Source organism: Aquabacterium parvum (assembly GCF_001447195.1).
Classification (GTDB): Bacteria; Pseudomonadota; Gammaproteobacteria; order Burkholderiales; family Burkholderiaceae_C; genus Aquabacterium; species Aquabacterium parvum.
Map to the genome: position 1 here is coordinate 1 of NZ_LFRI01000245.1, position 12,955 is coordinate 12,955.

General features: G+C 66.5%; 11 protein-coding genes. 2 read left to right on the forward strand and 9 right to left on the reverse strand.

The window, feature by feature from the left end; all coding sequences use genetic code 11:
• Nucleotides 1-777 precede the first annotated feature (777 nt).
• Nucleotides 778-1,587: a 16S rRNA (uracil(1498)-N(3))-methyltransferase gene (locus ABG80_RS08900; RefSeq protein ID WP_058087442.1), complete on the forward strand. Its 810-nt coding sequence runs from the start codon at nt 778-780 to the stop codon at nt 1,585-1,587.
• A gap of 90 nt (nt 1,588-1,677) precedes the next feature.
• Here ABG80_RS08900 and ABG80_RS08905 read toward each other — a convergent pair whose 3' ends face one another.
• The 8 genes from ABG80_RS08905 to argS form a co-directional block, all read right to left on the reverse strand.
• Nucleotides 1,678-3,348 carry a THUMP domain-containing class I SAM-dependent RNA methyltransferase gene (locus ABG80_RS08905; protein WP_083505950.1) on the reverse strand — a complete coding sequence of 557 codons (1,671 nt, stop codon included), beginning with the start codon at nt 3,346-3,348 and terminating at the stop codon, nt 1,678-1,680.
• A gap of 41 nt (nt 3,349-3,389) precedes the next feature.
• The gene (locus ABG80_RS08910; RefSeq protein WP_058087367.1) at nt 3,390-4,115 is read right to left on the reverse strand and encodes a DUF599 domain-containing protein; all 726 of its coding nucleotides are present in this window, start codon (nt 4,113-4,115) and stop codon (nt 3,390-3,392) included.
• Between the two features lie 89 nt (nt 4,116-4,204).
• Entirely contained in the window at nt 4,205-5,749 is a 1,545-nt protein-coding gene (locus ABG80_RS08915) for an RNA polymerase factor sigma-54 (protein ID WP_058087368.1), read from the reverse strand.
• A gap of 16 nt (nt 5,750-5,765) precedes the next feature.
• Nucleotides 5,766-6,545, reverse strand: coding sequence for an LPS export ABC transporter ATP-binding protein (gene lptB, locus ABG80_RS08920; RefSeq protein ID WP_058087369.1), 780 nt, complete (start codon nt 6,543-6,545; stop codon nt 5,766-5,768).
• 1 nt (nt 6,546) lies between these two features.
• The gene (gene lptA / locus ABG80_RS08925; RefSeq protein WP_235513797.1) at nt 6,547-7,206 is read right to left on the reverse strand and encodes a lipopolysaccharide transport periplasmic protein LptA; all 660 of its coding nucleotides are present in this window, start codon (nt 7,204-7,206) and stop codon (nt 6,547-6,549) included.
• Nucleotides 7,207-7,346: 140 nt separating this feature from the next.
• Complete coding sequence (locus tag ABG80_RS08930) at nt 7,347-8,009, reverse strand: thiol:disulfide interchange protein DsbA/DsbL (protein WP_058087370.1); 663 nt, start codon at nt 8,007-8,009, stop codon at nt 7,347-7,349.
• Between the two features lie 36 nt (nt 8,010-8,045).
• Entirely contained in the window at nt 8,046-8,726 is a 681-nt protein-coding gene (locus ABG80_RS08935) for an SPOR domain-containing protein (RefSeq protein ID WP_058087371.1), read from the reverse strand.
• 22 nt (nt 8,727-8,748) lie between these two features.
• On the reverse strand, nt 8,749-10,479 hold the full coding sequence (argS, locus tag ABG80_RS08940) for an arginine--tRNA ligase (protein ID WP_058087372.1): 1,731 nt from the start codon (nt 10,477-10,479) through the stop codon (nt 8,749-8,751).
• Nucleotides 10,480-10,630: 151 nt separating this feature from the next.
• On the opposite strand from argS, the gene ABG80_RS08945 reads away from it, so the two are divergent.
• Entirely contained in the window at nt 10,631-11,968 is a 1,338-nt protein-coding gene (locus tag ABG80_RS08945; RefSeq protein WP_058087373.1) for a protein kinase domain-containing protein, read from the forward strand.
• A 21-nt stretch (nt 11,969-11,989) separates the two neighbouring features.
• Here the strand turns inward: ABG80_RS08945 and ABG80_RS08950 are convergent, their stop codons facing one another.
• Nucleotides 11,990-12,856, reverse strand: a complete 867-nt coding sequence (locus ABG80_RS08950; RefSeq protein ID WP_083505952.1) for a PEP-CTERM sorting domain-containing protein — start codon at nt 12,854-12,856, stop codon at nt 11,990-11,992.
• Between the last annotated feature and the right edge of the window lie 99 nt (nt 12,857-12,955).

The following is a 12,955-nucleotide window of genomic DNA, read 5'->3' on the forward strand; positions in this document are numbered from 1 at the left end:
CTGAGCCAGGATCAAACTCTTCAGTTCAATCTCTGTAAACTCACTCAGGAATTGAAGTGACACATAAGTGTTAACACTTCTATTTCCATGAGCGTTTGGTCCAAGGACCTGGCGTCTTGCGACGCCAGCGCACCTCTCACGAACCAAACACCCACGCTTATCGGCTGTTGATTTTTAAAGAACGATCGCTTGACTTGGTTGACTTAACCGCTGCAGCTGTTTGCTGCGTTGTTTTGTCTGCGTCATCAGCGAAGAATGCAATTATGGCACCCTTTTGACACCCTTTGCAAGCCCCTCGGCGAAAAATCTTCAACTTTCTGCATTCAGGGGCCTTTGGAAGGGCCGCAAACGCTCGCAAAGGGGTGTGTCACGGCGTCACTCGGAGAGAACGCGCCAAGGCGCGAGATCATACAGCGACTGTTGCGTGGTGGATGCACCACGTGGCGGACAATGCGACAAAGCTGCCACAAAGAAGTTGTGTCGGGCGGATGCGTCGCCATGAAGGAACTGCCGGAGCGCTGGAGTACGGCCGCGCCAGGCTCCCTTGCTTGTCTCTATCTATCAAGGCGGCAACCTTCTGCTGGGCCCTTGACTCACAGGGAGCGAGCCAAAGGGCGCAGGCGGGCAGGATGGCTGGTGGTGTCAGCAGGGTGGCGTCGGGAGCTGGGCCGGCTTGCGACATCGCCCAAGCCAGCCGCCCCATGCTTTTTGCTCAGGCGGCTCAATCATGTCCATATCAGTAACGCGCCAGTGGCGCAGGAGAAGCAGAACGTGTCGATGGGTCCTCGCTTGCATGTGGAAGAAGGGAAGCTGGATGTCAGCGGGGCGGTGTTCGCGCTGGACGAAGGGCCATCTCGGCATGTGCAGGTGTTGCGCATGCAGCCTGGAGAGGGCCTGAGGGTGTTCGACGGACAGGGGGCGGAGTGGCAGGCCGAAGTCACAGAGATGGGGCGAAAGGTCGTGCAGGTGCGGGTGCTGCACCGCATCCAACACGACCGCGAGCTGCCTGTGCGGGTGACACTGGCCGTCGGGATGACCGCCAACGACCGGATGGACACGCTGGTGGAGAAAGCGACCGAGCTCGGGGTGCACGCGATCCAGCCTCTCTTGTGCACGCGCTCGGTTTTGCGCCTGGATGGGGAGCGTGCGGCCAAGAAGGTGGCGCATTGGCAATCGGTGGCGGTGGCGGCGAGCGAGCAATGCGGGCGGGCGGTGGTGCCCCGGTTGCTGCCCGTGGCGCCTTCGCTGGCCTGGTTGCAACAAGCGGCTCAGGCGAACACGCTGGATGGAAGCTGGCATGCGCGCGGGGTGCTGAGCCTGCGCGATGCGGCGCCTGTGGGGCGCTGGCTGGAAGGGCTGTTGGGCGGGAGGGGAATGCGGCCGGACCTGGTCGATGCGCAGGCATCAGCGCGAGAGGCCGAGAACTGGTGCTTCTTCAGTGGGCCGGAAGGCGGGCTGACGCCCGAGGAGGAGGACTTGGCCTTGTCGTGCGGATGGCAGGCGGTGAGCCTGGGACGACGCGTGCTGCGCGCGGACACCGCGCCGCTGGCGGTGCTGAGTGTGATCGCTGCAGCGCTGGAGGCCTGAGCGGCCACCATCTTCGCCATCGATGGATGGCGCTTCAGGCTTGCGGCCCGCCTTGGGCGACCGAAGCGGCACTTGGTGCGGGCGAGCCGCTCAGCCTTGGTCTGAGGCCGTTGGGTCTGCCGGGCGATCGGAGGACGTCGAGCGAGGCTTGTTGCTGCCGGCCACCAGGTCGAACCGGAACAGGCGGCACTCGATGGGGCCGTTGAACATGACGACGCGGCGGCTTTCTTTCAGGCGCATGGCGCCGGGCAGCTTCATGTCGGGGCTGAGGATCCAGGCGGTCCAGCCGGTGTAGTTCTTCTTCCAGTGCGAGGACAGGCGCTGGAAGAAGGTGGCGGCGGCTTCGTCTTCCTGGAAGTTCTCGCGGGCAACGCGCACGCCTGGGCGGGCCCGGTCGTCGGGCTCGTCGGAATCGATGGCGTAGCGGTCGCCATGCTGGGCGGCGCGCTGGCCGTAGGCGTCGCGGACCGAGCCCTTGGTGTCGATGCGCTCGCCATAGGGCGGGTTGAACATCAGCACGCCTTTTTCACAGGGCACGGGGCGCTGCAGGGCGTCAGCCGTCTTGAACTCGATGGCGTGGCTCACGCCCGCGCGCTCGGCGTTGCGGGTGGCGAAGTCGGTCATGCGGAAGGCGACATCGCCAGCGTAGATGGCCACTTGCGGTGCGCGCTGGCGGGTGCGGGCTGCTTGCTTGAGCTGTTGCCAGGCGCCCTGGTGGGGGCGAAAGGGCAGCAGTCGCTCGAAGGCGAAGCGGCGTTGCAGACCCGGGGCGATGTCGCAGGTGATCTGAGCCGCTTCGATGGGGATGGTGCCGGCGCCGCAGCAGGGGTCGAGCAGGGCGCCGTCTTCGGGGCGACCTTGCCAGCCGGCGGCAGCCAGCATGGCGGCGGCCAGGGTTTCTTTCAGCGGGGCTTCGCCGGTGTCTTCGCGCCAGCCACGCTTGAAGAGGGCCTCGCCGGAGGTGTCGACATAGAGGATGGCGTCCATGTCGTCGAGGTAGAGCACGAGGCCCAGGTCGGGGTGGCGGGTGTCGACGCTGGGGCGCTCGCCGGTGCGCTCGCGCAGGTCGTCGCAGACGGCGTCTTTGGTGCGCAGGCCGGCGAAGTTGAGGCTGCGCAGGTGGCTGCGGCGCGAGGTGACGTCAACGCGCAGGGTCTGCTCGGGGGTGATCCAGTCCGACCAGTTGACGGTGCGGCCCAAGGCGTAGATGTCGTCTTCGTGGCGGTAGACGCGGGTGGCGACGCGCCAGAGCACGCGCTGGGCCAGGCGGCTCTCCAGGTTCAGGCGCATGGCGCTGTCGATGAGGGCGGCCTGGCGCTCTGCGGTCGTGCGCAAGGAGGGCGCTGGCTGCACCTCGATGCCACCGCGCGAGGCCTGGATGAAAGGCGCGGGGCCGAGGATGCGGCGGGCTTCTTCGAGCAGCAGCTCTTCGACGCCGGCGGGGCAGCTCAGGTAGAGAGCGATGGGGCGATCGGACGCGAGCACGGGGCCGGCGGGTTGCGGGCGCGGGCCGCTCGAAGCTGGCGAGCGAGTCGGTGCGCGAGAACGGTCGGCAGGCCCTGCGCGATAAGGCGGCTCACCGCGCCCGGCATGGGGCGACTGCGGGCGCTGCTGCGTCGGCGATCGGCCAGGGCCTGAGGGACGCTGCGAATGCGCATCCCGCCGCTCGCCATGCTCGCCGCGCGCAGGCGCACCGGCTTCATCAGAAGGCCGGCCGGTGGCGGCGGAAACACGGGGGCGACGGATCGGTTTGATCGGCATGGGGCGGGTGGACGGAGGCAGCGAAGCGGGTGACGGAAGGGTCAGGCGCGCAGGACGGCCAGCACGTCGGATCGGAATTCGCGACGATACAGCACCCACAGCACGGCAAGGGTGGCAACGGCGAACGAGGTCGGGGAAATGAACCAGCCGATCACGGCAAAGGACATGTAATAGGCACGCAGGCCATCGGCGAAGCTCTCGGCGGCCATGCCCATGAGCTTGCCGGCGCGCTCGGCGAAGGCTTCGCGGTCGGCTTCACCCGAGTCGAAGACTTCGACGTTGGGTGCAGCGCCCACGAGGATGGCGCCGAACGAGTACACCCGCATCGACCAGGTGAAGCGGAAGAAGGCGTAGACGAAGACGCACAGCATCACCACGATCTTGATGTCGAAGACCAGCATCGATGTGGTGGCAGCGAAAGGCAGGTCCTTGACCAGCTCGGTGGCCTTCTCGGAGGTGCCCAGCACAGCGAGCAGACCGCCGAGCACCAGGATGGTGGTCGAAGCCCAGAAGCTGGGGCTGCTGGCGAGGTTCTGCGTGACGGCAGCATCGACGATGCGCTGGTCGCGGTAGGTGACCTGCATCATCCAGACCTTGCGAAAGTGGTTGGTGCTGGCCAGCAGCGTGCGCTCGCGCTTGGCCCGCCAGCTGGCGAACTGGGCGTAGCCGACCCAACCGAAAAAGAACAGCGCCAGCGCGGCCCAGTCTTGCCAGGGCAGGACGGCGAGGATCTGGGTGACGGTGACAGAGGGGTTGATGAGGGCCATGGTCTGACTCGGTCAACGGGCGGGCTGTGGCAGGCGGGGAGCGCTCGGCGGGTCGACAGCTGCCGATGCAGGCGCCATCGGTGGGACGCTCAGAGCGCCTTGCGCAGGTTGGCTGGCGCGATCTTGAGGGCTTCGCGGTACTTGGCCACGGTGCGGCGCGCGACCTGGATGCCCTGCTCTTCGAGCATGCTGGCGAGCTGGCTGTCGGACAGCGGCTTCTTGGCGTCTTCGGCGGTGACCAGCTGCTTGATGAGCGCGCGCACGGCGGTGCTCGATGCGTTGCCGCCGGCCTCGGTGTTGAGCGACGAGCCGAAGAAGTACTTCAGCTCAAAGGTGCCAAACGGCGTGTTCATGTACTTGGCCGTGGTCACGCGCGAAATGGTGGACTCGTGCAGGCCCAGCTCGTCGGCGATCTCGCGCAGCACCAGGGGCTTCATGGCGATCTCGCCGTGGGTGAAGAAGTTCTTCTGGCGGTCGACGATGGCTTGGGAGACGCGCAGGATGGTGTCAAAGCGCTGCTGGATGTTCTTGACGAACCAGCGGGCCTCCTGCAGGCGCGAGCTCAGCGCCGTGTGGCTTTCGCTGGCCGCCGTGCCGCGTGGTGAGCGCGAGGCACGCAGGGCTTGCGCGTACAGGTCGTTGATGCGCAACTTGGGCATCACGTCGGGGTTGAGCACGACCTTCCAGCCCCGGCCCGACTTCTGGATGATGACGTCGGGGATGATGATGTTGGCCTCGGCGCGCGTGAAGGCACGGCCCGGTTTGGGTTCGAGCTGGACGATGAGGCCTTGCGCCTGCTTGACCTCGCCTTCGCTGGCGCCGGTGGCGACCATGAGCTTCTTGGTGTCGCGGCGGGCGAGCAGCTCGAGGTGGTGCTGACAGATGTCGATGGCGACGTCACGGATGCGGCCGGGCGACTGCGTGCGCAGCTGCAGCACCAGGCAGTCGTTCAGGTTGGCCGCACCGACACCGACGGGCTCCATGTGCTGCAGCCAGCCCAGGGCACATTTCAGGCGCGAGAGGACCTCGTCGCGGGTGTCTTCGTCGGCTTCTTCAGGTAACAGGCTGTCGGCGATTTCTTCGAGCGAGTCGGCCAGGTAGCCGTCTTCATTGAGCGACTCGATCAGCACCTCGACGGCAGCCATGTCTTCGGCGCCCAGGCGCATGCCCAGCAGTTGTTGCTTGAGGTGGTCCTGCAGGCTGATGCCGGCAGTGTTGCGCGACATCGGGTCGAAGTCGTCGTCGGTGTCGTTGTTGCGCGAAGGCGCTTCGCTGATGCCGTCGAAGTCGTCGCGCTCCGTGCCGTTCTCCCAGTCGTCGCGCTCGGTGGTGCCGAGGTCGGCGGTGTCGATGCCGCCACCGTCATCGGACGAGCTGGCGTCGGACTCGGCCGCGGTGGAGGCGGTCTCTTCGGTGTTGTTGCGGTCGTTGCGCTGACGCTCGTATTCAGCAGCGGCAGCCAGGTCGAGCGCGGGCAGGTCGTCTTCGGGCTCCAGGAAGGGGTTCTGCTCGAGCATTTGCTCGATTTCCTGGTTGAGCTCGAGCGTCGACAGCTGCAGCAATCGGATGGACTGCTGCAGCTGTGGCGTGAGCGCCATGTGCTGCGAGAGTCGGAACTGCAAGGAGGGCTTCATGGACTGCTCCGGCGCCTCACATGCGGAAGTGCTCGCCGAGGTAGACCTTGCGGACGTCGGCGTTTTCGATGATGTCGGCAGGGCGGCCTTCGGCCAGCACCCGGCCCTCGCTGATGATGTAGGCGCGGTCGCAGATGCCCAGGGTTTCACGCACGTTGTGGTCGGTGATGAGCACACCGATGCCACGCGCCTTGAGGAAGCTGATGATGCGCTGGATCTCGATGACGGCGATGGGGTCGACCCCGGCGAAGGGCTCGTCGAGCAGGATGAAACGCGGCTGCGTGGCCAGTGCGCGGGCGATCTCGACGCGGCGGCGTTCGCCACCGGAGAGCGCCATCGACGGGCTGGTGCGCAGCTTCTCGATGCTGAGGTCTTTGAGCAGCGCGGTCAGGCGTTGTTCAATGACGGCGGGCTTGAGGCGCTTGCCTTGCTCATCGAGCTGCAACTCCAGCACGGCGCGGATGTTGTCCTCGACGTTGAGCTGGCGAAAGATAGAGGCTTCTTGCGGCAGGTAGCTCAGGCCCATGCGCGAGCGCTCGTGCATGGGCAGGCTTTCGATGCGCTGACCATCGATCTCGATGGCACCGGCGTCGGCACGCACCAGGCCCACGATCATGTAGAAGCTGGTGGTCTTGCCGGCGCCGTTGGGGCCGAGCAGGCCGACCACCTCGCCGGCCGAGACGGCCACGTGCACGTCCTGCACGACGGTGCGAGCGCCATAGCGCTTTTTCAGGCTCTGGGCCTGCAGGCGGCTGACCGAGGTTGCCGCGCTGGCGACAGCGGGTGTGGACGTCATGTCAGCGGGCACCTGCTGGTGCGGCCGGGGCCGTGGCCGTGGGCACAGCGGAGCTGGCCGGGGTGGGCGACGGCGCGGCAGCCCCATTGGCGCCACCACGCGGAGAAATCACCCCACGCACCCGCCCGGTGGAGGCGCCGCCCAAGGGGCCACCACCCATCACCTGGTAGACGCCAGTCTTGTTGTCGTAGCGAATCGCCTGCCCATTGACCTCATCGGAGGCCACGCCCGCCACGATGCGGCGCATGACCGCACGCCCGGTGAAATGAACCGTGTCGTCGCGGCCGTCGTAGAAGATCTTCTCCGCCTCGCCCTCGATCAGTTCTTCGACGCCGTCGCGCTTTTGTTTGAAGTAGCTGCGCCCGCCCTGCCCGCCCGTGGCGGTGGCGGTCTGCGCGCCATCCGGGGTCTGCCGGATTTCGACCCGGTCAGCGCGAATGGCCATGGTGCCCTTGGTGATGTCGACGTTGCCGGTGAGCACGTTCAAGCGCTGCCCTTCTTCGACGCGGGCACTGTCTGCCGCAAAATGCAGCGGCTGGGTGCGGTCGGCCTTCTCAGCCTGGGCCACCGGCGCCGAGACCACGCCAGCGACCACCAGCGACGCAGCCAGGGCGCGAGCAAGCGGGCGCGCGAGCGCGGTGACGGAAGCGGATGTGAGCATGTGTGACGCCTTCGGCATGAATTTTGCTTGATTCTAGCCCATGGCGTCGTGCCCACGCCCCTGTTTCACACAACACACAGTGCGGCGGCGGGGCATTTGGTCACAGTTGATGCGCCATGGCGGCGCACCGGGCGCGAGGATCAGCCCTTGCGCAGGCGATCGATCAGGAAGTCGACCGTGGCCAGGGTGCGCGAGGCGTTGCCGTTGAGGGACACCGAGGTGGTGAATTGGCCGCCAATGCCCACGGTGGGCACGCCGTCGATGCGGTAAGCCTCGGCCAGCGAGCGGGCCTGGCGGACCTTGGTCTGCACCGCGAACGATTCGTAGACCGAGCGAAACTTGTCCTTGTCGACCCCTTGCGTGGCCAGGAAGGCACCGATCTGGTCCAGGTTGGCCGTGGCGCCCTGCAATGCCCCACCTGGCTGGTGCATGGCGTTGAACACCTTTTCATGCAGCGAGCCCACCAGGCCCATGGCCTCGAGGGCATAGAACAAGCGCTGGTGCACACCGAAGGGGTTCTCGCGGTAGGCCCAGGGCACGCGGCGGAAGGCCACGTGAGATGGCAGTCGCGCAACCCACGCGGCCAGCGAGGGCTCGAAGTGGTAGCAATGAGGGCAGCCGTACCAGAAGAATTCGACGACTTCGACCTTGCCCGCCGGGGCCGACACGGGCGCGGCCTGGGCCAGGCGCGTGTAGTTCTGCCCCTCGACCGGGCCACCCTGGGCCGAAGCCATGAGCGGAGCGCCAGCCAGGCCCAGGCCCAGGGCCGAGGCGGCTTGCATCGAGAATTCGCGGCGGTTCATCAGGACAGTCCTTTCGGGTAATCGGTCAATTCGCGGTCACTTCTGGATGCGCACCAGGGCGGAGTCGATGCCAGCGCCTTGCAGCTTGACGCGGACCTCGTCGGCCTGCTCCTTGGCCGAGTAAGGCCCCAGGCGCACGCGGTACATGGTGCGGCCGTTGACCTCGCGCTCGGCGACGCGGGCTTCCAGCCCCATCATGGCCAGCTTGGCTTTTTGCTGCTCGGCCTCGGCCTGGCTGGCGTAGGCACCGGCCTGCACCTGGTAGCTCAACGCGTCGGACGTGGCGCCGGTGGACACGGGCTCGCCCGAGAGGATGGCAGCCGGGTTGCGAGCGGGCGCACTGGCGGATGCCTTGGCAGACGGTGCGGCGGCCGAAGCGGCAGGCGCCGTCGACGCAGCAGGGGCCGTGGCAGGGGGTGCCACGACAGGCACCTCGACCACCGGGGCCTCGCCACCAGCGGAGGCTGCGGAAGCCGTTGGCTCCACCTGCACGGGCTTGGGCTTGGCGGGGTTCTTGCCGTAGAGCGGGCTGTTGGGGTCCCAGTTCTTGTTCTTCTCGGCCTCGGCTGCGTCCTGCTCGGCCGTGCGCTGGGGCACCTTGTCGATGAAGGGCAGGGGCACCTTGGTGATGTAGAGCGCCACGCCCAGGGCGATGGCCAGCCCGATCAGCATGCCGACGATGACGCCCAGGAAAAAGCCGCCGCGTTGGGATTTCATCAGGTCAAGTCCTTGGTGTTTTTCACATCTTGTCTGGCGCGCTCACGCCCAGAAGGGCCAGGCCACTGCGCAGCACCTGGGCGGTGGCTGCCAGCAGCGCAACACGGGCGCGGGTCAGTTCGACATCATCCACCAGGAATCGTTCCGCAGCGTAGTAGCTGTGGAAGGCACCGGCCAGGTCGCGCAGGTAGAAAGCCACGTCGTGCGGGGCCAGGCCAGCTGCAGCCTGAGTGAGCATGTCGGGGTACTCAGCCAGCTTGCTCATCAGGGTGAGTTCGCTGGGGGCGGTCAGCAGGGTCAGCTGGGCCTGGGGCAGGCCGGCCAGGTCACCCCCGCGCTCGGCGGCCCAGTCGCGCATCACCTTGCTCATGCGGGCGTGGGCGTACTGCACGTAGAACACCGGGTTCTCGTCGTTGGTCTTGAGGGCGAGGTCGACGTCGAAAACGAACTCGGTGTCGGCCTTGCGGCTGATCAGGAAGAAGCGGACAGCGTCCTTGCTGGTCCACTCGATCAAGTCGCGCAGGGTGACGTAGCTGCCGGCACGCTTGGAGATCTTGACCTCCTCGCCGTTGCGCATCACGGTGACCATCTTGTGCAGGACGTAGTCTGGCCAGCCCTGGGGGATGCCTACACCCGCGGCCTGCAGGCCGGCGCGCACGCGGGCGATGGTGCCGTGGTGGTCGGAGCCCTGGATGTTGACGACCTGCTCGAAGCCGCGCTCCCACTTGGCGATGTGATAGGCCACGTCGGGCACGAAGTAGGTGTAGCCGCCATCGGACTTGCGCATGACGCGGTCCTTGTCGTCGCCGTAGTCGGTGCTGCGCAACCACAGGGCGCCGCCTTCTTCGAAGGTCTTGCCGGCGTCTTTGAGCTTTTGCACCGCTGCCTCGACCCGGCCCGAGGTGTAGAGGCTGGACTCGAGGTAGTAGTTGTCGAAGCGGACGCCGAAGGCCTTGAGGTCCAGGTCCTGCTCGTGGCGCAGGTAGGCCACAGCGAACTGGCGGATGCCGTCGAGGTCGTTCACGTCCCCCGAGGCGGTGAACTCGCGGTCGTCGGCCTTGACCGTCTTCTTGGCCAGGAAGTCGGCGGCGATGTCGGCGATGTAGTCGCCGTTGTAGAACTTCTTGCTCTCCGGGTTCTCCGGATCTGTCGGCCAGCAGTCGTCGCCCGGCTTGAAGCCCTGGATGCGCAGGTGCGTGCTGTGGGTGAGCGTGTCGATCTGCACGCCAGCGTCGTTGTAATAGAACTCGCGCGTGACCTGCTGGCCTTGCGTCTCGAACAGGTTGCACAGCGCGTCGCCCAGGGCGCCCTGACGGCCGTGGCCGACGTGCAACGGGCCGGTGGGGTTGGCCGAGACGAACTCGACGAGCACCTTCTTGCCGGTGGCGGGCTGCCAGCCAAACTGGTCGCCAGCGGTCAGCACGTCGGTGATGGTGCTTTGCTTGGCTTCGGGCTTGAGGCGCAGGTTGATGAAGCCGGGGCCGGCGATTTCGATGGGCAACTGCACCCATCGCTGCACAGCCGGCTGGGCTTCGAGCGCGGCGACCAGGGCTGCGGCCAGCTCGCGGGGGTTCTTTTTGAGGGGCTTGGCCAGCTGCATGGCGGCCGTGACGGCGAGGTCGCCATGGGCGGCCTGCTTGGGCGCCTCGAAAACGGGCGCCGGCGGGGTGGCGGCGTCTGGGGCCACCTGCGAAAGGACTTGCGACAGGGCCTGGCCCAGGGCCGAAAGGAGGTCACGCTTGGCTTGGATCATGGGCGGGATTCTACGAGGCGGCGCCAGAACCCGCGTCGCGCGGGGCTGACCCGGGTCAAGCGAGAAGAAATGCACAGTTGGCAGCAGGCTTTTTGGCTGACGCAAGCAGGGTCGAACGTGACAAGATGCCCCACAGGATGAGCAAAAGACCATGACAGGCATCGACATCGACCTGGCTGCCGGCACCGTCGGCAAGTACCGGGTGATCAAACGGCTGGGCGAAGGCGCCACCAGCGAAGTCTTCCTGTGCCGGGACGACTTCCACGACCGCGATGTCGCCATCAAGCGCGTTCGGTCGTCGGTGCTGGGCGACGCGGTCGACGGGCCGGTCTACGCGCGCTTTTTCGCCGCCGAAGCTGCCCTGGTCGGGCGCTTGCAGCACCCCAATGTCGTGCAGATCTACGACGCCGTGGCCGACCCGACCTCGCCCTACGTGGTGATGGAGTACGTGCCGGGCACGACGCTGCGCAGCTTCTGCCGCCCCGACAGCCTGCTGCCGCTGGAGCTGATCGTGGAAATCGGCTTCAAGTGCGCGATGGCGCTGGGCTATGTGTACCGACAGGGCCTGATCCACCGCGACGTCAAGCCGGCCAACATCCTGGCGCTGACCAATGCGCAGGGGCTGGTCACCGACGTCAAGATCACCGACTTCGGCAGCGTGCTCAACATGACGGCCGACTCGACCCAGGTGCACCAGGTGGGCTCGCTGGCCTACATGGCGCCCGAGCAGCTCGATGGCCACACGCTCGACGCGCGCGCCGACATGTACGCGCTGGGGGCGGTGCTGTACCACCTCATCGCGGGACGCCCGCCATTCGACGCCCCCTCGCAACCCGCGCTGATGAACCTGATCTACAACCAGGAGCCGACGCCGCTGTCGACGCTGCGCTCGGGCGTGCACCCGGCGGTCGATCAGGTGGTGCTGCGCGCGCTGGCCAAGTCACCCAACGACCGCTATGCCAACTGGGACGAGTTCGCGCAGGCGCTCTCGAGCCTGGTGTCGGAGCACCAGGTGCCACGCGGCCATGTGCAGGGCGTGCTGGACTCGGAGCGCTTCAACCTGCTGCGCACGCTCGACTTCTTCTCGAACTTTGGCGACGTGGAGTTGTGGGAGGTGGTGCACCGCGCGCGGTGGCAGCGCTTCCCGTTCGGCCATGCGCTGTACCGACGCGGCGAAGAGGGCAAGACCTTTCACATCATTGCGCAAGGCAGCGTGGAGGTGTATCGCAACAACAAGCGCGTGGCGCTGCTGGGCGCGGGCACCTCGGTGGGCGAGATGGCCTACCTGGCGCCCAGCCCCGAGTTGCGCAAGCACAGCACCGACGTGGTGGTGACCGAGCCGGCCACCACGATCTCGTTCACGCCGGAGGCCATGCAGTCGCTGAGCCCGGCCAGCCGGCACCTCTTCGATGAGTCGTTCATCCGGGTGCTGGTGCGGCGGCTGCATGCGGCGCACGAGGCGCTGGCGCACCCACGGCGGATCATGTGACCTCGCTGTGACCGATCGGGCTCAGGCTGTCCGGCGACGGCGCGCAGCCCACCAACCCAATCCCATCAGACCGGCCAGCGTCATCGCGGTGGTGCCCGGCTCGGGCACGGCCACGACCGTGGGGTGGATCTCGATGCTGCTCAGGAAGATCTGAGCCTCACCCAGGTCGGTCTCGTACCGGTAGACCGGTTGCTCGATGTAGACCGGCACATAGGTGTAGTAACAAGTGAAAGGCTCTTCGGTTTCGCAGTAGTCGAGCACCTGCTCGTCGTGCGAGTAGACCTGCTCGTAGCGATCGAGGACCTCGATGTAATCGACCCCGCCCCAGGCGCTCAGGTTGCCCGAAAGCTGAGGCGCGGCGGCCCCGGCCTGGTAGGTCTCGATCGAAAAGCTGTCGCCACCGAAGTTGCCGCCGGTTGTGATGGCGCCAGACTGTGCGTTCAGGCCCACGTTGCCAGGTGACTCGGTGAAATAACCCCCGGTGTACTTGATCGTGTAGCCGTTGATCACGTAGCCCGCTTCGGCCGTGAAATTGAACAAGGCACTGAAGGACGCCGAGCGTGAATCCTCACTGAAATAGGGGTAGCTGCTGGCGTAGGCCGCAACGAGGCCGCCCAGGTTGATGACAACGCCCTGCCCCGACTGAGCGTAGCCCATCGCATCGGGCGAGATGTCCATCAGGCCGTTGTAGGTGGTGTCGCTCTGGAAGACAAAGGTGTCGGGGTCGAAGTCGATGAGGACCTGCCCAGTGGCCCATTGGACGGGCGCGGCCTGGGCGGCCATCGGCAGGGCCAGGGCCAGGCATGCCGCCAGCACCGTTGCGCCTGGCAGGCGCTTGGGATCAAAGGCGGGACGACGAACCAATGCAGGACAGACAGGCATGGACATGACGGCGGCTCCTCTGCGTTGGTGAATCGGTTGCGCAGCTTAAGAGGCGCGCCGCCCCAACTCCTATCCCTATGATCGTGAGCGCGGGGTCGGTCGCCC